Origin of the sequence: Breoghania sp. L-A4 (genome assembly GCF_003432385.1) — a bacterium.
Classification (GTDB): domain Bacteria; phylum Pseudomonadota; class Alphaproteobacteria; order Rhizobiales; family Stappiaceae; genus Breoghania.
Window position 1 is genome coordinate 2,117,814 of sequence record NZ_CP031841.1, and the last position, 20,788, is coordinate 2,138,601.

At 64.8% G+C, this 20,788-nt stretch carries 15 protein-coding genes, 1 tRNA gene and 1 pseudogene; 7 read left to right on the forward strand and 10 right to left on the reverse strand.

All coding sequences use genetic code 11. The annotated features are described in order from the left end of the window. Positions 1-86: 86 nt before the first annotated feature. The 4 genes from D1F64_RS24510 to D1F64_RS09840 are packed head-to-tail and all read right to left on the reverse strand — an operon-like array spanning position 87 to position 7,790. Positions 87-482 carry a GMC oxidoreductase gene (locus D1F64_RS24510; RefSeq protein WP_248304763.1) on the reverse strand — a complete coding sequence of 132 codons (396 nt, stop codon included), beginning with the start codon at positions 480-482 and terminating at the stop codon, positions 87-89. Further along, entirely contained in the window at positions 371-1,996 is a 1,626-nt protein-coding gene (locus tag D1F64_RS09830) for a GMC family oxidoreductase (RefSeq protein ID WP_248304704.1), read from the reverse strand. Before D1F64_RS09830 ends, D1F64_RS24510 begins: the two co-directional genes overlap by 112 nt. 22 nt (positions 1,997-2,018) lie before the next feature. After that, a complete protein-coding gene (locus D1F64_RS09835) occupies positions 2,019-4,715 on the reverse strand; it encodes a hypothetical protein (protein WP_117412298.1) in 2,697 nt (898 codons plus the stop codon). A 15-nt stretch (positions 4,716-4,730) separates the two neighbouring features. Next, on the reverse strand, positions 4,731-7,790 hold the full coding sequence (locus D1F64_RS09840; RefSeq protein WP_205470719.1) for a patatin-like phospholipase family protein: 3,060 nt from the start codon (positions 7,788-7,790) through the stop codon (positions 4,731-4,733). Between the two features lie 371 nt (positions 7,791-8,161). Here D1F64_RS09840 and D1F64_RS09845 point away from each other — a divergent pair, with 371 nt between their 5' ends. After that, the gene (locus D1F64_RS09845) at positions 8,162-9,334 is read left to right on the forward strand and encodes a fumarylacetoacetate hydrolase family protein (protein ID WP_117414531.1); all 1,173 of its coding nucleotides are present in this window, start codon (positions 8,162-8,164) and stop codon (positions 9,332-9,334) included. A gap of 189 nt (positions 9,335-9,523) precedes the next feature. On the opposite strand, the gene D1F64_RS09850 is transcribed toward D1F64_RS09845, so the two are convergent. From D1F64_RS09850 to D1F64_RS09860, 3 genes are all read right to left on the reverse strand, one after another. Then, positions 9,524-9,598 (reverse strand) — tRNA-Val (locus D1F64_RS09850). Positions 9,599-9,646: 48 nt separating this feature from the next. Then, positions 9,647-10,330, reverse strand: coding sequence for a phosphoglycolate phosphatase (gene gph / locus D1F64_RS09855; RefSeq protein ID WP_205470720.1), 684 nt, complete (start codon positions 10,328-10,330; stop codon positions 9,647-9,649). Positions 10,331-10,424: 94 nt separating this feature from the next. Beyond that, positions 10,425-12,293, reverse strand: coding sequence for a methyl-accepting chemotaxis protein (locus D1F64_RS09860; RefSeq protein WP_162901456.1), 1,869 nt, complete (start codon positions 12,291-12,293; stop codon positions 10,425-10,427). 317 nt (positions 12,294-12,610) lie between these two features. Here D1F64_RS09860 and rpiA point away from each other — a divergent pair, with 317 nt between their 5' ends. The 5 genes from rpiA to D1F64_RS09885 all read left to right on the forward strand — a co-directional run bounded on the left by rpiA (position 12,611) and on the right by D1F64_RS09885 (position 17,068). After that, positions 12,611-13,309, forward strand: a complete 699-nt coding sequence (gene rpiA, locus D1F64_RS09865; RefSeq protein ID WP_117412300.1) for a ribose-5-phosphate isomerase RpiA — start codon at positions 12,611-12,613, stop codon at positions 13,307-13,309. A 27-nt stretch (positions 13,310-13,336) separates the two neighbouring features. Continuing rightward, positions 13,337-13,843, forward strand: a complete 507-nt coding sequence (locus tag D1F64_RS09870; protein ID WP_117412301.1) for a DUF2059 domain-containing protein — start codon at positions 13,337-13,339, stop codon at positions 13,841-13,843. Positions 13,844-13,956: 113 nt separating this feature from the next. After that, positions 13,957-15,342, forward strand: a complete 1,386-nt coding sequence (gor, locus tag D1F64_RS09875) for a glutathione-disulfide reductase (RefSeq protein WP_117412302.1) — start codon at positions 13,957-13,959, stop codon at positions 15,340-15,342. Between the two features lie 170 nt (positions 15,343-15,512). Further along, positions 15,513-16,280 (forward strand): SDR family oxidoreductase, encoded by a 768-nt coding sequence (locus D1F64_RS09880; protein WP_117412303.1) that lies wholly within the window; start codon positions 15,513-15,515, stop codon positions 16,278-16,280. 191 nt (positions 16,281-16,471) lie between these two features. After that, on the forward strand, positions 16,472-17,068 hold the full coding sequence (locus D1F64_RS09885) for a gamma-glutamylcyclotransferase family protein (RefSeq protein ID WP_117412304.1): 597 nt from the start codon (positions 16,472-16,474) through the stop codon (positions 17,066-17,068). Between the two features lie 10 nt (positions 17,069-17,078). On the opposite strand, the gene D1F64_RS25065 is transcribed toward D1F64_RS09885, so the two are convergent. The 3 genes and pseudogenes from D1F64_RS25065 to D1F64_RS09895 form a co-directional block, all read right to left on the reverse strand. Beyond that, positions 17,079-17,564, reverse strand: a complete 486-nt coding sequence (locus tag D1F64_RS25065) for a hypothetical protein (RefSeq protein WP_256372894.1) — start codon at positions 17,562-17,564, stop codon at positions 17,079-17,081. 122 nt (positions 17,565-17,686) lie between these two features. Continuing rightward, positions 17,687-18,211: pseudogene (locus D1F64_RS25070) on the reverse strand (YbdK family carboxylate-amine ligase); the annotation flags it as partial. Between the two features lie 63 nt (positions 18,212-18,274). Then, on the reverse strand, positions 18,275-18,997 hold the full coding sequence (locus D1F64_RS09895) for a VIT1/CCC1 transporter family protein (protein ID WP_117412305.1): 723 nt from the start codon (positions 18,995-18,997) through the stop codon (positions 18,275-18,277). A gap of 302 nt (positions 18,998-19,299) precedes the next feature. Here D1F64_RS09895 and D1F64_RS09900 point away from each other — a divergent pair, with 302 nt between their 5' ends. Beyond that, positions 19,300-20,679 (forward strand): 3-deoxy-7-phosphoheptulonate synthase class II, encoded by a 1,380-nt coding sequence (locus D1F64_RS09900; protein WP_117412306.1) that lies wholly within the window; start codon positions 19,300-19,302, stop codon positions 20,677-20,679. Positions 20,680-20,788 lie beyond the last annotated feature (109 nt).

Consider the following 20,788-nt stretch of genomic DNA (forward strand, 5'->3'; position numbering starts at 1 on the left):
TTGCGGCGAGGCGCGCCGGGAGCGGTGCGGCTCCCCTGGCGCGACGTCAGGATTCCGCGACGGCCGTCGGAGCCATACGGCCGTCGCTAGCGGCGATCCTTCAGGATCACATCGGCGGCCTTTTCGGCGATCATGAACACGGCACAAAGGATGAAGAAGCCCGGAATTTTCGGAAACACCGAGGCGTCGACCACCCGCAGGCCCGTGACCCCGCGCACCCGGAAGGCGCTGTCGAGCACGGCGTTTGCGTCGCCGTCCCTGCCGATGGCGCAGGTGCACGAGGCGTGATGGCCCCAGGCGTTGTCGTGCACGAACGTGCTCAGCGCCGCGTCATCCGTGGCCCGCGGGCCGGGGCTTTCCTCTTCCGCGATCAGATGCCGGATGGTGCCTGCTGCCTCGTGCACGAACTTGACGCCCTCGACCACGGAAGCCAGATCCTCGCCGCTGGCATCGGTTCCCTCCTCGAAGTATCGGAAGTTGATCTTCGGCCGCTTGCGCGGGTTCGTGGGATCGTCAGGGTCGAGTTCGACCGAGCCGCCGGTGTTGTGCGTGTGCGCCTTGAGCACGGTCCAGGTGAGATAATCGGGGCGGATGGAATCGCGCGAATAGCCCGGCTGATAGCCCATGAAGCGGCCGAGCACGGCGAAACAGAACAGATCAGGCAGGGGACGGGAAGGGGCGGACCGGCGCACCACGGCAATCGCCGCGCCGTTGGTGGTATAGGCGCCGCGGCGGTTCTGCCATTGCCGGTAGACGCGGTCACCCTTGCGCAGTTCCACGCCGCCGAGTGCCCCCAGTCGCTCTTCATGCGGTTGACCTGGGTGACCTCGTAGCGGTCCTGCAGGTTCTTGCCCACGCCCGGCAGATCGGCGCGCACGGCAATCCCGTGAGCCTCGAGCGCCGCTCTGTCACCAATGCCCGAGAGCATGAGGAGCTGCGGCGTGTTGAAGGCGCCGCCGGCGAGGATCACCTCGCGCGAGGCGAAGACCTGGCGCGCCTCACCGTCATGGCCGCTTGGCCGCCAGTGGGCCTCGTAGAGCCGCTTGCCCTTCTGGTAGGCGACGCCAATGGCGCGGTTGTCGTCATCAATCAGCACGCGGGTGACCAGAGCGTCGAGTTCGATGGTGAGCCTGTCCGGATGCCTGTGCTGGACTTCCAGCAGCCGCTCGCGGGTGCCCATGCGCGCGTGGCCTCGGGTGGTCAGCGGCGGATAGCGAATGCCGATGGCGTCTTCCTCCACCAGCCGCCAGTCGTTGGGATCTCCCTTGCCCTCGAACGCCCAGGTGAAGCGGTTGACCGGGTCGTCGTTCTTCTTGAGTGCGTATTTCACGGCGCGGGCGAGCGTATGCACCAGGACGAAATCCCACAGCGCGCGACGCGGGAACGCCTTCTCCGTGCGCAGCCAGCCATTGAACCCGTGCCGGGTGGGATTCCATCCCAGCAGTTTGCCGATCCAGCGCCAGGGCGGCCAGAGGCGATGCCGGCAATCCTCCATGCGCTCGAAATAGCCGCGCATGGCGTCCGCCTTCCAGCTTTTGTCGCCTGTCAGCGCCGCGATATCCTCCCAGTCCTTGTTGTGCGGATACAGCAGGATCATGGCGTTGTGCGCCGTGCAGCCGCCGAGCGCGCCGGCGCGCGGATAGTACACGCCATCGACCGTCTCGCCGTTGAACGTCTCGCGATACTTGGGATCACGCTTCTGTTTCGCCGTGTCGCCGTAGTGGCGGACCCAGAAATCCCAGCGAAGCGCGTGGTTTTCGGTCGACAGGGCGTGGAACGCCGGGACCTCGTAGTCCTGCGCCAGGCGTTCGGCTTGGGGAAACAGCGGATTGCCTCCCTGGAGCCGCTTGGGATCGCCGCCCGCCTCCAGCACCAGCACGCGCGCGCCCGCTTCCGCCAGCCGTGCCGCGACCGTGCCGCCGCCCGCGCCGGAGCCGACGACGATGTATTCGTATTCCGCTTTCGCGGGGTCCGCCGCTTTCGTGCCGTCCGTCATGCGCGTTCCTTTCCGCGCCGCCTCAGAATGTCTTGAGGAACTCGATCAGCGCCCATTTCTCCTCGTCGGTCAGTTTGCTTCCGAAATAGTGGCCGCGATTGACCACATAGTCGGGACACTTGTTGATGCTCATCAAGGGATCGACGAGCGGCGCGAAGGCTGCGCGCGCGTCTTCATCGGAGGCGTCTTTGGGCAAATCCTTGAGCACGGAGACCGCCTGTTTCAGCACGCGCTTGACCTTGACTGCATGGGCAAGCCGGGACTTGATGTCGGTCTCGCGCGACACGGGCTGGATGTTGGCGACCAGGTTGACCGGCGTGCCGGCCGGGATCGGTCCCAGCTCGAGCAGACCCGTTTCCACCTCGCTGAAGGCCCAGGGAAACAGCCGTGGCAGCCAGGAACTCATGCCGACGATGTTGTTCAATGGATCGGGCAGGTAGGTTGCGGGCACCCGCAGGTAGCTGCGCGTGGTGGTGCGCTGGATGTAGCCCGGAACCGTGTCGCCCAGCTTTGCGTCAACGCGGCGCTTCTCCGGCCACAGCATCTTCTGGATGGAATCGTTGAACGAGGCCATGCGGGCCTCGAGCGACGGCTCGCCGTAGAAATTGCCGACCGAATTGTTGAGCAGATAGGGCGCGCTTGACCACAGGCTGACGAGGGACGCGGGGCGCGTGTACCCGCGCCCGCCGCCCGGCATGTCGTACTGCCACGGTTCGCCGGTGACCGGGTGGTGCACCGTGATCTTGCCCACCGCGGGCAGCTGCTTGTAGGTGGTGGAGGTGAAGTTGTCCCAGATGTCGCCCGCGATCCCGTTGGTGGCCAGCGGGCTGCAGGCATTGGTCTGCAGGATCGTCACCGGAATGCGGCGGTCTGTGGAGAGGAAGTTGTTTTCCAGAAAATCCGGTTTTTGCACTTCCGCGCGCATCCAGTCCTTGTAGGCGTCGGAATTCCAGGCAATCGAGCCGTCTCCACAGGTCTCGCCCGGCGCGCAGAAGTTGTCCGGCTGTTTTGAGGAATGGCACGCCGCGCAATTCTCGGCGAACAGCCGTTTTCCCTCGTTGAGCTGCGCCGTGTCGGAACCGAGATAGGCCTCGCCGCCGGGGGTGTCGGCGAGCTTGTCAGGCGGCGCGCTTGTCAGGAAGAACAGCGCCAGATCCGGCGTCTGCAGCGTATTGGCGTTCCAATAGGCGGAGTTCCTTTCCGCCACAGCGATCTCGAACGGCGTGATGTGGCCGCCGAGCAGCGGCTTGAAGTGCGTGAGCCACTCCTCGCTGAACAGCCCGATGTTGACATAGACCCGGTTGAGCGCTCCGAGGACCCCGACGGAATCCGCCCCGTCCTTGAGCACATGCGGAGTGAACACCGTGTCGGGCTGCTCGAAGAACTGCCCAAGCACCCGCGTCTGCTCGAAATCGTTGAGCTGCTTGTTCAGCATCTCGCCGCCGCTGAGCTTCTCCTTCGCGGATTTGGCCATCTGCATCCGCGCGGCCAGGGAATAGACCGCGTTCATGGTGCGCGGATTGTTGATGTTGTCGGAGGAGACGAGCGAGGTGTCGAGCGTTCCGGGCAGCCACGAATGGGCGATCTGGTAGATGAAATTCTCGTGCCGTGCCTTGGGATTCCAGGTGAACACCCGATCGATCCAGGCGTATTGCGCGCCGGGATTGGAGGTCATGTGCTCCCACTCGGGCTTTTCGGGATCGGGTGGCGGATTGACCGGATTTGGCCCCACATGGCAGAAGCCGCAACTCATGCCGACCCGGTAGGGCCGCACCAGATCCCTGTCGAGGAAATAGCCGGGATCGGTGTAGTAGCGCTCGGGGTCCCAGCGGGCCCGCGCCGCTTCATCGAAGTCCGGGTTCGGAAACAGCCGCAACCCGACGATGCCCGTCGGCTCGCCGTAGTAGGAGCCCACCGGCAGGGTGCCGTCGCCCCGCGCGCCGATCTTCACGCCGGGATATGTCTGTTCATCGGCGAAGGGATCGTCGCCGGGGCAGTCCGGGCCGTAGGTGCGCACGTCGAGCCACAGGCCGAAATGCTTCGGGTCGCCGCCCTTGGGCGGCCGGAAACAGGGCTCGTTCATCAGCCCGTAGTATTTCCAGCGGTTCTCACGGCCGACGCGATACCACGCGCGGTCCGCGCCCTCGCACGCGTCGTCCTCATAGAGCAGGTAGCCCGGCGGATAGGGGGTGGCGCGTCGCGCCGGCGCATCGCCTGACGCCGTGCGCAGGGGTTCGACCGGCCGGCTGCCCGCCGGCGGCTGCCCGTCGTAGCTGTAGACGGGCCCTGAGTTGCCGCAATAGCGGATGGCGTCGTGGCTGGAGATGATCTTCAGCAGGTCGAAGGCGCCATAGGTGTGATCCGCGAGATGGTCCCACAACCGGTCGTTGCCGCCGGTCCACACCACCCAGTTGTTGCGGCCGCGGTTGTAGGCCTTCCATACTGCGTCCCGGGAAAACATCCGGCCGAGCGCGCGCGGCTCCATGTCGAGCGCGCGGGCGAGCTCTGCGAACACCCGCTGCTTGTCCCAGCCGTGATCCATGTCCTTGAGATAGTCGCTGTCCGAACCTGGCATGCTTTCCGGCGTGCGCCCCGCGCGCATGGCCTCGCCGAGCACCGCGCCGCTTTCCGGCGCGGTGAGCGCGCGCACGACCACGGGGCCAAGCAGGATGGCGATACCGGCGAGGATCGAAAGGGTGATGATGCGCGGCTTGTACATGCGTTCACTCGACAGCTATGCGGGTTTGGTGGCGGCTTTCCGCGATCTGGTTCCAGTCTTGGTGGCCGGCTTGGCGGATCGCTTTTGCGCGGCGGTCTTCGGGGCGGCCGCTTGAGCCGGACCGCCGGAGGACGGCCCGTTCGGCATCGTGCGCAGCGCGGCAAGCGCCGGGCGCGCGCCGCCGGCGAACTTCGTGCCGAGATCGAGTTCCTCGATCATTTGCTCGGCGATGGCGTAGCCGACCGAGCGATAGGCTTCGAACTGGGGTTCGGCGAAGAACTGGTCGGCGGTGGTCTCGTCGGGGAAATCCGGATTGGCGCCCTTGTAGCCCTTCGCCACCATGTCCAGCGGCTCGATCATCGCGGTCTTCATGTAGATGACGAGGCCATATTCCGGCCACGGTCCGCCGCCGCGGCCGTTGTAGTCGACGCGGGCGAGGAAATAGCCCTTGTCGGAGTATTCGGCGCCCTTGGGATAGAGAGTGTCTTTTGGGGGGCGGGGGATCAGATGCTTGGGATCGGATGTCACGCCGTGGACGTCCAGATCGAATTTCACGGTGGCGCCGAAATCCTGGCCGATGCGTTGCAGCGCCGTGACGAAATCCGAGTAGGACGCCTGGGTATCCTGGCCGCCGTCGCAGATGATGATCAGACCGCACCGCCGCCGCACAAGTTCGTAAAGCGCAAGGTTTTCGAAGTGGCCGCCGTCGCTGAGTTCCTGGAACGTCGAGTCCTCGGTGTAACCGGCCCACGGCAGGACATAGGCGCCTCCGGGCACGAAGTGGTTGGGGCGCACGCGGGTGGGCCTCTTTCGGTCCGGCCGCCGCACGTAGTACCCCAGCCGGAGGTTCAGGAACGTCATGGCCAGGGACACGAAGCGGTTGCGGGTGACGCCTTGTCCGCCGACGCCGGCGCGCGGGTTGGCGGCCGCGCCCGAGATCGCCATCGCGGTGGCGAGCGTCATGCCGCCCAGAATGAAGTCGCGCGTGGCTTGCCAGCCGGTGGCGCGGGAACCGCAATACAGCGGCGAGAGGATGAAGTTGTCGCCGCCGCGCAACGCGAATTTGCGGACTTTTGAATTCACCAGCACGGCGTTGGTGTTGATGATGTGATAGGGGCCGGGGCACGGACCCTGTCCGACATCCTTCAGGTGGAAATCGTCGGCGAGGCTGGCAGGCCGACGCAGGTTGTCGTGCGCGGTGCGGTAGTCGGGCAGGAAGGCTTCCATCAGCCTGTCGCGGTAGTAGCGATGGATCGAGATGTAGTTGATGTTGACGAACCAGCCCACCACCGCGGAAAGGGCCGCGAGCGCCGTCAGCGCGACGACGTCGGGTCCCGTGGCGGAGAAGTTGATCGCCAGCCGGTAGGACAGCAAGAGCACCCCGTAGAGCAACAAGAGCGAGCCGATGATCAGCACGAGTTTGGTGCTGCCGCCGGGGCCGGATTTGCTGTGCGCCTTGAAATGTCCCCACAGGGCGGTGGCCGCGCCCGCGAGCACGCTGAGCGCGCCTTCGCTGCCGTTCAGCCGGTCACTGATCAGCGCCACGCTGAAGGGAATGCTCGCGACGATCAGCAACACGATGATGAGCGGCAACCACAGACCGTAGACACGCTCAAAGCGCCTGCGGCCGCTGTACTTCAGCGAGATGGAAGTGTCGCGCCAGGCGTGCTCGATAGTCAGCGCCAGCCAGAAAAAGAGCATTGCGGCCCCGCCCATGATGGCGAGAATCTCGCAGCCGAACGAGGCGATCACGAAGACGTCCGACCAGAAGCCGGGCATCAGCCAGCCGGCAAGCCAGGCAAACAGGCCGTTCAACAGCCACAGAATGAAAAAGCCGGCGAAAACCAGGTAGAGACGGATGCTTTCCTGAGGATTGAGCCCCTTCAACCCTTCCGCGTTGATGAGCAGCAGAAGGTTGACGACGACGAAGCCTGCGAACAGTTTTATGTCAGCGAAGAGATTACCCGCAATCTGGCCCGAAGACGCATCGCCGATGGCATTGATTTTCGCGATCACCAGATAGATCAACACGAAGATGGCGGCGAAGATGGCCGTGACCTTGAGGAAGCTGAGTTCGCGTCGTGCGGCGGGAATCGCCTCGAATTGATCCGTCGCCTCTGCACGCGGGCCATCGGGTTTCGTGGCGCTTGCGAAGGACATCCAGGACAACAGCGAGAAGGCGACGGAGGAAAGGAAAAACAGGACCACGCCCAGGCCCGCGATCAGGAAGGGAATTGCGTAGAGCCCCGGAATGGCGCCGGCATCGCTCGCTTCCAGCGTGGGTATCGCACCGGCGACACGCGCCAGAAGCGCGTTCAGCGGCTCCAGCCCGATCCAGTGGTCGAGAAAGCGGTCCAGATAGTGGACGCACATGAAGCCGAAGGCGAGGATCGGGATCCAGACGAGCAGGTTGAGAAAGATTGCCCGCAGCACGATGGCAATACCTGAGAACAGGGTAATGTCCCCGCCGGGCACCAGATAATTGCCGTTCTGGCGCAGGTAGGTGAGGATTTCGGTGGTGTTGGCGGGGTTGGCCGGTGTCCTGGTTCCATAAGGAAACGTGTCCGGACCGAGATCGAGCGCCTCGGTGCTGCCGTTGTGCCCGCTCAGCCACCACGACAGCGCCGAGCCGATGTAACCGCCGCCTGAAACGGTGGAGAGATAGTCGACGTGGCGGAGGATTCCCGCGCGTGCCAGCCGTTGCAGCACGCCGAGCGAAAACACCGCCGAGCGGATGCCGCCTCCCGACAGCGCCATGCCGAAGAGATACGGTTTATCACCGTCATCCTCGGGCGTTCGCTCCACGTCCGGATCCGGCGGATTGTGCCGCCGTGCCTCGTTGTCCGCCTCAACGGCCGCGCGGATGGCTTCCACGTGCTCCAGCGCACACTCAGGATTACATGCCTTGCGCCGCTGAGCGGCGATATAGGCCAGTTCGTTCTCGATCAGCGCATCGTCGCCGCAACGGTCCTCGTCACCAAAAGGAAAAACGTATGGCGCGGGCGGCTCCTCGCCGTCCTTTCGTGCTGCGAAATACGACTTGATCGCGTGAAAATCGAAACTGCCTGTCGCCATAGTCTTGAGGTGCTTTTTCTAAAAATTTTGGGTTCTAAGACGCGGTTCACGGTTGGAAAATCGATCAAAAATCGGAAATTGAGCAACGGCGGCCGAAAACCGGCGGTCATGCACACTTGGCGCGGCGGCATTGTTCGAAATTGCGGCATGACGCCGGCGCGCGCTGGAAAAGTCTAATCCAAGCCTTGGGGTGACGCAAGGTAATCGGCTGCCGCCCCGCGGATGACGGCTGGAGCATCGGACTTTCATGCCGGGATGGGCTGGTCTAGATTTCGTGCGATGAATCGGTCCCCGCTCGCGCCGGCGGGGAATCAGGATGAAAAATGGTGGCGCACGATGCGCGCGGGCCGGCGCCGGTGGGGGAGACGACAATGGTGGACGTGCGGCAGGCATTGCCCGAGGACGGATTGGCGGGGACGCTGGTGGGACGGGCCCATGTGCCGGGCGAAGGCCCGAGCGTCGTGCTGCTCGGCGAAGACGGCGTGTTCGATCTGTCGCGCAGCTTCGCGACGATGACGGATGTGATCAATTCGCCGGGCGCACCCGCGGTGCGCGCCGCGCTGGCATCGGCGACGCGCATCGGCTCCGTCGAGGAACTGCTGGAAAACACCGGAACGACCGAGGTGCCCGGCTCGGGCGACATGCCGCATTTCCTGTGCCCAGTCGATCTGCAGGCGGTGAAGGCCGCGGGCGTCACCTTCGCGGAATCCATGCTGGAGCGGGTGATCGAGGAGAAGGCCAAGGGGGATCCCGCGGCCGCCGAGGGCATCCGCCGCACCATCAGCGGCGACATCGGCGTGGATCTCGCCACTTTGGTGCCGGGATCGGACGATGCCGAGCGTCTCAAGGCCACGCTTCAGGCGCAGGGCATGTGGTCGCAGTATCTGGAAGTCGGCATCGGTCCCTACGCGGAGGTCTTCACCAAGACCCAGCCCATGGCGTCGGTCGGTCTGGGCGCCGAGATCGGCCTGCATCCCGAATCGTCATGGAACAATCCCGAGCCCGAGGTGGTGCTCGTCATCGACAGCACGGGAAAGATCGTTGGCGCGACGCTCGGCAACGACGTGAATCTGCGCGATTTCGAGGGACGCAGCGCGCTGCTGCTCTCAAAGGCCAAGGACAACAACGCCTCGAGCGCCATCGGTCCGTTCATCCGGCTGTTTGACGACACCTTCACGCTGGACGATGTGCGCGCCATGGATGTGGCGCTGGAGATTTATGGCGAGGATGGCTTCGAGCTGAAGGGCGGTAGTTCGATGAGCCTGATCAGCCGTGATGTGGAGGATCTGGCGCGCCAGACCCTGAACGCCAATCATCAGTATCCCGACGCGCTGGTGCTGTTCACCGGCACCATGTTCGCGCCTGTGACGGACCGCGACGCGCCGGGGCAGGGGTTCACCCACCACATCGGCGACGTCGTGCACATCGCCACGCCGAAACTTGGCCGGCTGATCAACCGGGTGACCACATCGGACAGGATCGCGCCCTGGACGTTCGGCGCGTCCGCGCTGATGAAGAATCTCGCCGGGCGCGGCCTGCTGTGAATGCGCGTTGCCGGACGCGCTCCGGCGCGCGGCGATCCGGATCCTCGGCACATGGCCGGGGATGACGAGAGTCCTGCTTATCTTATTGGAAAACAACGAAATTCGTCATGCTCGGGCTTGTCCCGAGCATCCATGCCGGACGTTTGGTCCCGCATGATGAAAGACGTTTGAACAGGACCACGGGGGGAATGGTGGGCGATGCTGGGATTGAACCAGCGACCTTTCCGGTGTGAACGGAATGCTCTCCCGCTGAGCTAATCGCCCGCGCAGCGTGCTGCGGTGGCGCGATATAAGGGGCGCGGGCGGATCAAGTCAAGAGCCTGTCGCGCGCGGAGCCAGCGTCTGCACGCTCGTCCACAGATCGTCGAAATGCGAAATGATCCGGTCGGGCGCCAGCTGGTCCACGGGCACCGGCGTGTAGCCGAATGTGACCGCGACCACGGGGATGCCGGCGTTGCGCGCCGCGTCGATGTCGGTGCGGCTGTCGCCGACCATCACCGAGCGCACCGCGTCCCCGCCGCACAGTTCGATCGCGCCGAGTACCGGCATGGCGTCCGGCTTGCGCCGCTCGAACGTATCCGCGCCGACGATGGCTTTGAAATGCCGGCTCATGTCGAGTTCATCGAGCAGCGAGCGGGCCAGATGCTCGAGCTTGTTGGTGCAGACGGCCAGATGCCAGCCCGCCAGGGCGAACCGCGCCAGCGCCGCTTCCACTCCGTCGAACGGGCGGCTATGGCGGGCAATATTGGCGCCGTAGTGGTCGATGAACGCGGCGAACAGCCGCGCCTCGCGCGCGTCGTCGAGAGGCTCGCCGGCAACGTCGAAGCCCTTCTGCAGCAGGGCCCGGGCCCCATGACCGATGAGCGAGCGCGCCACCTCGAGAGGCACCGGAGCGAGCTTCTCGCTTGCCAGAACGACGTTGAGCGTGGCGATCAGATCGGGGGCGGTGTCGACGAGCGTGCCATCGAGATCGAGCAGCAGGACCGGTTCGGGCAAGGCGGCGTCCTCAAGGCATCAGAAGGCGGATGGAGGCCGATTGCTCTAGCGGCTTTCGCCGATCGGGGCAACCAGGGTCGCCGCGCCGGCGGCGTCACATTTTGTAGGCGGTCCGGAAGCCGCCCCAGTGGCGTCCGGCAACCATGATGGGCGCGTCGATCTCCCGCATCCAGACAATCTTGCCGTTGCCCATGTCGCGCGGATAGGACTGGATCAGGAAGGGCCGGGTGTTGCGCGCCGCACTGAGTCCGGCGCGGTCGTCGAAAATCCGCATGTTGCGGCAATTGGCCGTGTTCCACGCGGGGTCCTCGGGGTTTTGCGGCTTGGAATAGATCTTGTTGTGCACCGGCAGATAGCCGTTTCTGTCGACACAGGCGCAGAACACCATGTTGTGGCCGTGCGCCAGGATTTCCTCCTGCACCGGCGGCAGGATGTCCTCGAGAACCGCGAGCGCGCGCGTCGTGAACTGCACGGGATCGCTGCCGGCGACGGGCTGATACTCGGTGTCATAAAGGTCGTCGAGGGACAGGCGCCGTTCCTCGATGGCGCGCGCCATCGACTGGCTGATGCGCTCAGCCGCCTCGGTTGCCGTGGCGACAAAGCTCTCGTTTTCCCGTTTGACCTGGTCGATGACAGCCCCGAGCGCCTCATAAGCCGGGCCTTCGAGGGTCGTGAACGTGCAGTGGACGCCGGAGGCGCTTACATTGGCGACCGTCAGGTCGAGCTGACCGACGTTTGGAAGGTCGAGCGTCGCGCGCGCGCCGATGGCCGGAGCGGCGCCCTCCGCCTTCAACAGCGCGCCACCAGGAGAGATGTCGATGGTGCGGATGGCCAGCGGGTGCCCACCGGCCGCCAGCGTGCCGGGCATGTCGAGCGGAAAGCGGTCGTGGCGGCGACGGTTGCCGGCCTCGGTCTGCCGCAACAGCATCGTGAAGCGGTTGTTGAGGGCGTCGCACAGGCCGCCCATGTCGTCGCCGGCCCTGGTAATGTCACCGCCGGCGGCGTCGGCGCGGTCGGTGGCCGAGCCGATGGCGCTGACGCGTTCGCCCACTTCACCGACAAAGTCGGCTGTCATATTGGCGGCGCGTCCGATCTCGCCGGTGGTCGCGACCTGCTCCTCGACGGCTGCGGCGACCGAGGTGAATGTCGGCCGGATCTGGCCGATGACGGAAACGATCCGGTCGACGGCGCCGATGCTGCTTTCCGCGGTCTGCTGCAGACGGGCGATATTGGAGACGATTTCGTCGGTGGCCTTCTGGGTTTCGGCCGACAACATCTTCACTTCATTGGCGACGACGGCGAAGCCTTTTCCCGCATCACCCGCGCGCGCCGCCTCGATGGTGGCGTTGAGGGCGAGCAGATTGGTTTGTTTGGCGACGGCGGAAATCAGCGACACCACGTCGGCGATGCTCTGGATGGCGTCGCGCAAGTCGCCGACGCCCTTGCCGGCCTCGTCGGCGATGGCGCTGGCCTCATCGGTCATCTGGGTGGTGTTGGCGACCTGGGTGCCGATTTCGCGGCTTGTTTGATTCAGCTCCTCGATCGCGCCGGCAAGCGCCTGGGCGTTTCGCGTCGCTTCGCCGGACCGCGTGGCGAGCGACGCAGTGTCGCCGCGGATGGCGGAAATCGTGCTGCCTTGTTCGGCAATCCGGTCGCGCATGGAGGCCGCGCTGTCGACGATGCCGCGCGCCGCCGCCTTGAGGTCGGCTTCGATCAAGTCGAACGTGCCGTTCAAGACCTTGTTATCGCTAGCAGGTTCGGGGTCTGCTTGCACATTTTCGATAGCAGCGGCGACGTCGGGACAGTCATTGTCCGCGTCTGATTGCGATCCGAATGCGAATAGCAAATGCTGCAGTGCCATAGTACATCTCCGGAGGTCAGGAAATTGAGTTGACCGAGCCGGATGGTCGCCGATTGTAATGAATTGTTTGTAAATTCCGCCAAAAAACTGGTGGGTATACACACATTCCGTAGAGTTATGGTTTGGAGCGGTGGCGGCCGGCGGCGTGGTGGAGCCCGGAACGGCAGACCCAGCGGCGCGGTTCGGGCGGACGCGTCGTCCCTGCGTCCTTAAAAAGCCGTGATCGGGCGGCACCAGAGGACGATTGTCGCCGTGGGCGGGTTGCGGATACCGGACAATGCTGTGAAAACAGTGCCGCGAAGATCGCGCGGCGTTGGCAACGCGCTGTTGCTGGGGCTACACAATGCGCGGCGAAACGAATGGGATGACGAGCGTTTGTTGACACACGGAATCGGGCCGGACGCGGCGGCGGCGCTTCGATGAGCGACACCTACAAGAAAATGGCGGCCGAGGCCGCGTTGAACCACGTGAAGCCCGGCATGCGCCTCGGAATCGGAACCGGTTCGACGGCTGAGTTTTTTGTGCGTGCTCTTGCCGCCAAGGTTGCGGGCGGCCTGGCTGTGATCGGCGTGCCGACGTCGGAGCGCACCGCCGCGCTGTGCAGGGAGCTTGGCGTTCCGTTGACGACACTCGATGAGACGCCGGAGCTGGATCTGACGATCGACGGCGCTGACGAACTCGATGGCCAGTTGCGCCTGATCAAGGGCGGCGGTGGGGCGTTGCTGCGCGAGAAGATCGTGGCAAACGCGTCGGCGCGAATGATCGTCATCGCGGACGACGGCAAGCATGTGGACACGCTGGGCGCTTTCCCGTTGCCCATCGAGGTGATGCCCTTCGGCCTCGCGGCCACAAGGATCGCGATCGGCAGGGTCGCCGATGAGCTGGGCCTCGCGGGCGAATTGCGCTTGCGCATGGCCTCCGATGGCGCCCCGTTTGTCACCGACGGCGGGCACTACATCGTGGACGGTGACTGGAAGTCGCTTTCCGACCCCGATGCCCTCGCGAGCCGGCTCGCCGGCATTCCGGGTGTCGTTGAACACGGACTGTTTATCGGATTGGCCGATATGGCCTATTTGGGTGGCGCTGACGGTGTCACCGTCGTCGAGCCGTCCGCCTGATACAAGAACAAGTGAACGGAGAAAGACATGAAACGCGTGACCATGAAGCGGATTTTGGCGGGAGTGATCCTTGCCGGCTGTGTCGCCACCGGACCTGCGGCGGCCGCCGAGGATTTCACTGAGTCACACATCAATGCCGCCCGCGCGGCCATCATCAGCAGCAACTCGATACGCGCTTATGACGAGATCCTGCCGGTGATCGCGGACAAGACCCGCACGCTGTTCATTCGCTCCAACCCGGCGTTGACCAAGGAAATCGACGAGGTCACCAACGCCGTGGCGCTCGATCTGGTCAGCAAGCGCGCCGAGCTTGACACAACGGTCATGGAAATCTGGGCCGTGCGCTTTTCCGAGGAAGAGCTGAAGGCGATTGCGGCGTTCTACACCTCGCCGGTCGGCGCCAAGCTGGCCGAATTGCGGCCGGAGATGAACGCGCTCAGCATCGGCGCCGCCAAGCAGTGGGGCGACGCGCTTTCGACCGTCATGGTCGGCCGCGTGCGCGACGAGCTGAAGAAGCGCGGCCACAACTTCTGATCTTGCAGCGCAGACTGTCCGGCCTATCTGTGGGGCTCGCGTGCTCGCGAGGCGCGCGCACCATCACGACATGACACGGCCGTGCCGGGCGCGCGGTCAAGCGGGGGTATGAAATGTCCGAATTCGACTACGATCTGTTCGTGATCGGAGCGGGATCGGGCGGCGTACGCGCCGCGCGGATCGCGGCCACCCATGGCGCCCGCGTGGCGATCGCCGAAGAGCATCGCTACGGCGGCACCTGCGTGATCCGCGGTTGCGTGCCCAAGAAGCTTCTCGTCTATGCCTCGCAGTTCTCGGAGAGTTTCGAAGATGCGGCCGGTTTCGGTTGGGACGTTGGCGCGCGTTCCTTCGACTGGAAAGCATTGATCGCCGCCAAGGATCGCGAGATCAATCGGCTGGAGGGCATCTACCGCGGCAATCTGGAGCGCTCCGGCGTGGCGCTTTTCGATAGCCGCGCCGAGCTGGACGGTCCCAACGCGGTGCGCCTGGTCAAGGACGGCCGGCGTGTCACCGCCGCCAAGATCCTGATCGCCACCGGCGGCGCGCCGAACAACGACATGCGTCTTGAGGGTGTCGAGCACACGATCACCTCCAATGAGGTCTTTTATCTTCCCGAATTTCCCAAACGTGTGGTGATCGCCGGCGGCGGCTTCATCGCGGTGGAGTTCGCCGGCATCTTCAATGGTCTGGGCTCCGAGACGACGCTGATCTATCGCGGCGAGGAAATCCTGCGCGGCTTCGATGACGACCTGCGCCAGGCGCTGCACGCGGAGATGGAGAAGAAGGGCATTCGGGTGATCACAGAGGACGTCTTCTCCCGGATCGAGAAGACCGATACCGGGCTGATCGGCCACACCAATGCCGGCGAGCAGATCGAGGCTGACCAGATCCTGATGGCCATCGGCCGCAATCCAAACACCAAGGGGCTCGGGCTGGAAGGCGCCGGCGTCAAGCTGGACGCGGCCGGAGCCATCCGCGTCGACGAACGCTCCCGCACCAACGTGCCATCGGTCTTCGCCGTGGGCGATGTGACCAACCGCGTCAACCTGACACCGGTGGCGATCCGCGAGGGCCACGCCTTCGCCGACACCGAATTCGGCGGCAAACCGGTTTCCGTGGACCATTCCATGGTGCCTGCGGCCGTGTTTTCGCAGCCGGAAATCGGCACCGTCGGTCTGACGGAGACGGAGGCGCGCGCGCGGCATTCCTCGCTCGATATCTATCGCGCCTCGTTCAGGCCGATGAAGCATACGCTGTCGGGCCGCGACGAGAAGATGCTGATGAAGCTGATCGTCGATGCGGACACGGACCGTGTGCTCGGGGTTCACGTGATGGGGCCGGATTCCGGCGAACTGGTTCAGGTGCTCGGCATCGCGCTGAAGATGGGCGCCACAAAGGCCGACTTCGACGCCACCATGGCCGTGCACCCGACCGCCGCCGAGGAACTCGTCACCATGCGCGAACCGAGCGAACGCGTCCGCCGCGAGGCCGCGGAATAGGGGCAATCCTCCGTTGCCGTCCGCAAGCGCCTTCACGAAGCGTTCGATCTCGTCTTCCGTATTGTAATAATGCACTGAGGCGCGGACCAGGGCGTCGAAGCCGCGTGTCGGCAGATCCAGTTGCGATGCGCGCGCCTGGGTGTGGGTGACGTTGATGCAGGAGGTGACGGGTGAGCACGGATCTGTTCAAACTCGAAGGCAAGCGGGCGATGGTGACGGGATCGTCGCAGGGCATCGGTTTCGCATTGGCGCGCGGCCTGATGGCGGCCGGTGCGGAGATTGTGCTCAACGGCCGTGATGCAGCACGGCTGGATGCCGCGGTGAAGCGATTGCGCGGCGAGGGCGGCACAGTGACCGGCCTGGCCTTCGATGTTACCGACCACGCGGCGGTGCGCGCGGCGGTGGACGGGGTCGAGGCTGGAACCGGGCCGATCGACATCCTGGTCAACAATGCCGGCATGCAGCACCGGGCGCCGCTCGAGGACTTTCCCGCCGACGCCTTCGAGACGCTGCTGCAAACCAATGTCGCCAGCGTCTTTCATGTCGGCCAGGCGGTGGCGCGGCACATGATCGGCCGTGGCGCCGGCAAGATCGTCAACATCTGCTCGGTGCAGACGGCGCTGGCCCGCCCCGGCATTGCCCCCTACACCGCCACCAAGGGCGCGGTAGCCAATCTCACTAAGGGAATGGCCACCGACTGGGCGAGGCACGGCCTGCAATGCAACGGCCTGGCGCCGGGCTATTTCGACACGCCGCTCAATGCGGCGCTGGTCAGCGATGCGGATTTCAGCGCCTGGCTTGCCAAGCGGACACCGGCGGGACGCTGGGGCAGGGTCGAGGAACTGGTTGGCGCTTGCATCTTCCTGTCGTCGGAGGCGTCGTCCTTCGTCAACGGGGCGATCATCTATGTCGATGGCGGCATCACCGCGTCCCTCTAAAGGCCCCGGATGCCGGCGCCCAGCCATGACGTCCATTCATTTGGTGCTTGTCCCAGGCCTGGGGGACGGGCTCCGCCGCGACGAAAACATCAGCACGGGCTTTGAGAATCTTCGCGCGATTTTCTATGTCTAGGGAGACCGGCTGCGCCCGATGAGCAGCCCGAGATCCGTACGTTTTGGAATCAATGGCAATGACGGACACCATCTCCTATTTCGGCTACGGCTCGCTCGTCAATTGCGATACGCGGACGCCCGGCAGCATCGTCGCACGGGGCACCCTGTCCGGCTGGGTGCGTGAATGGCGCATCGCGGGGCCCACGCCGCGCGGCGGCGTGTGCAGCCTGACGGTGCGGCCGGAAGCAGGCACGGACATTCGCGGGCTGATGGTGCGCGAACACAGCTCCGGACTGGCGGCGCTTGATGAGCGCGAAGGACGTTACGACCGCGTCGATCTCGATGAGGGCTCGTTTTGTGCGGACCCGGACGCTCCGGCTCATGACGGGCGCGGGTTCGTTTACCGCGCCCGCTCGGAACACTACCGCTGGGGCGATGCGGATCATCCGATCCTGCTGAGTTACGTGGATTGCGTGCTGGCGGGTTTCTACCGGCACTGGGGCGAGGCCGGCGTGCGCCATTTCATTGAGACCACCCACGGCTGGCACGTGCCCATCCTCGACGACCGCGAAGCGCCGCGCTACCCGCGCGCGGTGGCGCTTGGCGAGGATTTGCTCGGATTGATCGACGCGGCGCTGGCGGACGCCGATGTTCGGTGGCTCGTGGCGGCTTGAGTGCCCGGACCTACGTACACCCCGCCATGGTCTCCGCGATGAGATGGTCGACGACGGCGCGCAGGGCTTCCGGCGTGCCGGCGCCGCTTTCCAGCGCCGCGTTGTAGACCGCCAGCTGCTTGTCGGCGGAGGTGCCGTGCGAGACCATGGCGCGGGCATGTTCAACGGCCGCGCGGCAGCGGAAGAAATCCGCGTCCTCGCCGATCAGCTCCATCAGTTCGTCGATCAGTTCCTCGAACGGCACCATGGCGCCGCGGCCGAAATCGATCAGCGCGCCTTGCGTTCCGTGCCGCTGCGCCTGCCAGCGGTTTTCCGCGATCAGAAAGCGGGAATACTCACGCCAGCGCTGATTGTCGATGCGCAGGCGATAGAGCATGCGGCACAGGCAACGGAAGATCGCGGCAATCGCGATGGCGTCGTCGAGCGTGGTGCAGACGTCGGTGACGCGCATTTCCAGCGTCGGGAACCGGTCGGAAGGGCGCAGGTCCCACCACACCTTCGTGGCGTCCTGGATCTGGCCGGCGGAGACCAGCGTGTCGATGGTTCTGCGGTATTCGCCGGGCTTTCGAAGGTCTCGGGCAGACCGGTGCGCGGCAACTCATTGAACACCGCCAGCCGGTAGGACTTCAGCCCCGAGGGCTGGCCGCGCCAGAACGGCGAGGAGGTGGAGAGCGCCAGCAGATGCGGCAGGAAATAGGTGAGCTGGTTCAGCAGGTCGATGCGCAGGTCTTCGTCCTCGATCGCCACATGCACGTGCATGCCGCAGATCAGCAGCCGCCGCGCCACCACCTGCATGTCGCGGGCGATGTCGTTGTAACGCGCCAGGTCGGTGTGCGACTGGCGCGTCCAGTCGGCGAACGGATGAGTTGAGGCGGCGATGGGCGCCAGCCCATGCGCGCTGGCCTTCTCGGCGATCGTCCGGCGCAGCAGGGCCAACTCGTCGCGCGCCTGGCCGAGCGTTTCGCACACCGGCGTGCCGATCTCGATCTGGCAGCGCAGGAATTCGGTCGACACCCGGTCCGACAGCGCCTCCTTGCAGGCGTCGAACAGCGCCTGTGGCGGATCATCCGCGAGATCGCGGGTTTCGCGATCAACGAGCAGGTATTCCTCTTCAATGCCGAGGGTGAAGGAGGGCGCGTCCATGATCCCAGCATCGGCTTTTGTGCGGAGGCTGGTCAAGCGCTTCCTGACGCGGGGGAGCCTGCTTCAGCCGACCAGTCCCTGCAGCAGATGGCCGATCGCCCACGCGATGCCCGCGGCGGCAAGGCCAATGCTCGTGGTTTCCAGTCCCGACCAGACCCAGTGTTGAGTCGACCAGCGGCTCTTGATCGAGCCGATAGCGAAGAACACCATCGCGGTCATCACGGTGGCGATGAACGCCGAGGCACCGGTATGCAGCGCGAAGGGCAGCAGGGGGACCGTACCGCACAGGACGAAGGCGGCGAAGGTCGAGCCGGCGGCCTTGGCCGGCGAGCGCTGGGCCAGCGACACGCCATGCTCCTCGGTGAGCATGGTGTCTATCCAGTTCTCCTTGTGCGCCGTGACGAGTTTGACGATGCGCTCCAGTTCGTCGCCGACAAAGCCCTTGGCCAGGAAAATCTGGCGGATTTCTTCCCGTTCGCCATCCGGATATTGGGCGATGTGGGTCTCTTCCATAAGCCTGAGGCGCTTGTAGTCGTCGAGTTCCGTCTTCGTGCCGGAGTAATTCGCCGCCGCCATGGAAAATCCGTCGGCCAGCAGATTGGCAAGGCCCAGAACCAGAATGACGCCCGCCGACAGATCCGCGCCGATCACGCCCGCGACGATCGCAAAGGTGGTCACCGCCCCGTCGATGCCGCCATAGACCCAGTCGCGCAGGTAGTTGACTTGCGGCCCCTTGCGGATACGCCGTGCGATGGCATCCCGCGTGTGTTCGTGCTCCAATTTCATGCGCGTTCCGATGTGACCTGGTGCTTTCTCTCTCGCTGAACAATGTCTGCTATAATCGCTTCGGTAAATGCATCGGGCAAACCGGTGGCCTTGTACGGTTGCTGCGTGTATAAACGCGCCCGTGCTGGCAGGCTGGCGGGGCGCTTCCCATTTGGAAGGGATACCCGCATGTTTTGGGCGAAACGGTCTTGCGGGACAGGTCCCGATTAGGGGATATGGAACGCTCGCGACGGCCACACTATCATGCAAGGCGGGACGAGGTGCCGGACAAGGCACATTGGTTGCGTACCAGGGAGACGATCATGGCGGAGAAATGGACACCGAAAACCTGGCGCTCGAAGCCGGTTCAGCAGGTGCCCGAGTATCGGGATCAGGCAGCGCTCGAGGCCATGGAAGCTCGGCTTGCGAGCTATCCGCCGCTGGTTTTCGCAGGCGAGGCGCGCAAGCTGAAGAAGCAGCTCGCCGAGGTTGCCAACGGCAAGGCGTTTCTGCTCCAGGGCGGCGACTGCGCCGAGAGCTTCGCCGAGCATGACGCCGACAACATCCGCGATTTCTTCCGGGTCTTTCTGCAAATGGCGGTCGTGCTGACCTATGCAGCCGCCTCGCCGGTGGTGAAAGTGGGGCGCATCGCGGGACAGTTCGCAAAGCCGCGCTCCTCGTCGACCGAGAAGCAGGGCGATGTGGAGCTGCCGAGTTATCGTGGCGACATCGTCAACGACATCGATTTCACCCAAGCCGGCCGCGAGCCGGATCCCGCGCGCCTCGAGATGGCCTACCGCCAGTCGGCGGCCACGCTGAATCTGCTGCGCGCCTTCGCGCAGGGCGGTTTCGCCAATCTCGACCACGTGCATCGTTGGATGCTGGGTTTCGTCAAGGACAGCCCGCAGGCGCATCGCTATCAGGTGCTGGCGGACCGCATCTCCGAGTCGCTCAACTTCATGCGCGCCTGCGGCATCGATCCGGACACCGCGCCGCAGTTGCGCTCGACCGATTTCTTCACCAGCCACGAAGCGCTGCTGCTTGGCTACGAGGAAGCAATGACGCGTGTCGATTCCACGTCCGGCGACTGGTACGCGACCTCCGGCCACATGCTGTGGATCGGCGACCGCACCCGCCAGCTCGACCATGCGCATCTGGAATTCTTCCGCGGCATCAAGAACCCGATCGGCATGAAGTGCGGCCCCTCGATCGAGCCGGACGAGCTGCTGCGCGCCCTGGACATTCTCAACCCGGAGAATGAGGCCGGCCGCATGACGCTGATCGCCCGTTTTGGCGCGGACAAGGTCTATGATCATCTGCCGGCGCTGGTGCGCGCGGTGGAGCGCGAAGGCCGCAAGGTGGTGTGGTCGTGCGATCCGATGCACGGCAACACGATCAAGGCGACCTCGGGCTTCAAGACCCGTCCGTTCGACCGCATCATGAGCGAGGTGGAAGCCTTCTTCACGGTGCACCGGGCGGAAGGCACCCACGCGGGTGGCATCCATGTGGAGATGACCGGCAAGAATGTCACCGAATGCACCGGCGGCGCGCGGGCGATTTCCGACGACGACCTGTCGGATCGCTATCACACCCATTGTGATCCGCGGTTGAACGCCGATCAGGCGCTTGAGCTGGCCTTCCTGGTTGCGGAAAACCTCAAGAAGGAACGCGACGGACGTCAGCAGATCGCGGCCGTGTCGTAGCGTTCACCTTGCAAACTGCTTTCTGGACGGCGCCCGCGTGGCGCCGTCTTTGTTTTCCGGTTGCCTATTGTTTTCCGGTGTTCCCGCGGTCTCAACAGTGCGTTCAACG

Coding starts and splice junctions, on each gene's coding strand:
- rpiA (WP_117412300.1), top strand. CDS start 12,611: ATGAGCGACACCTACAAGAAAATGGCGGCCGAGGCCGCGTTGAACCAC.
- D1F64_RS09895 (WP_117412305.1), bottom strand. CDS start 18,997: ATGAAATTGGAGCACGAACACACGCGGGATGCCATCGCACGGCGTATC.
- D1F64_RS09900 (WP_117412306.1), top strand. CDS start 19,300: ATGGCGGAGAAATGGACACCGAAAACCTGGCGCTCGAAGCCGGTTCAG.
- D1F64_RS09835 (WP_117412298.1), bottom strand. CDS start 4,715: ATGTACAAGCCGCGCATCATCACCCTTTCGATCCTCGCCGGTATCGCC.
- D1F64_RS09885 (WP_117412304.1), top strand. CDS start 16,472: ATGACGGACACCATCTCCTATTTCGGCTACGGCTCGCTCGTCAATTGC.
- D1F64_RS09830 (WP_248304704.1), bottom strand. CDS start 1,996: ATGACGGACGGCACGAAAGCGGCGGACCCCGCGAAAGCGGAATACGAA.
- D1F64_RS09840 (WP_205470719.1), bottom strand. CDS start 7,790: ATGGCGACAGGCAGTTTCGATTTTCACGCGATCAAGTCGTATTTCGCA.
- D1F64_RS09845 (WP_117414531.1), top strand. CDS start 8,162: ATGGTGGACGTGCGGCAGGCATTGCCCGAGGACGGATTGGCGGGGACG.
- gor (WP_117412302.1), top strand. CDS start 13,957: ATGTCCGAATTCGACTACGATCTGTTCGTGATCGGAGCGGGATCGGGC.
- D1F64_RS09870 (WP_117412301.1), top strand. CDS start 13,337: ATGAAACGCGTGACCATGAAGCGGATTTTGGCGGGAGTGATCCTTGCC.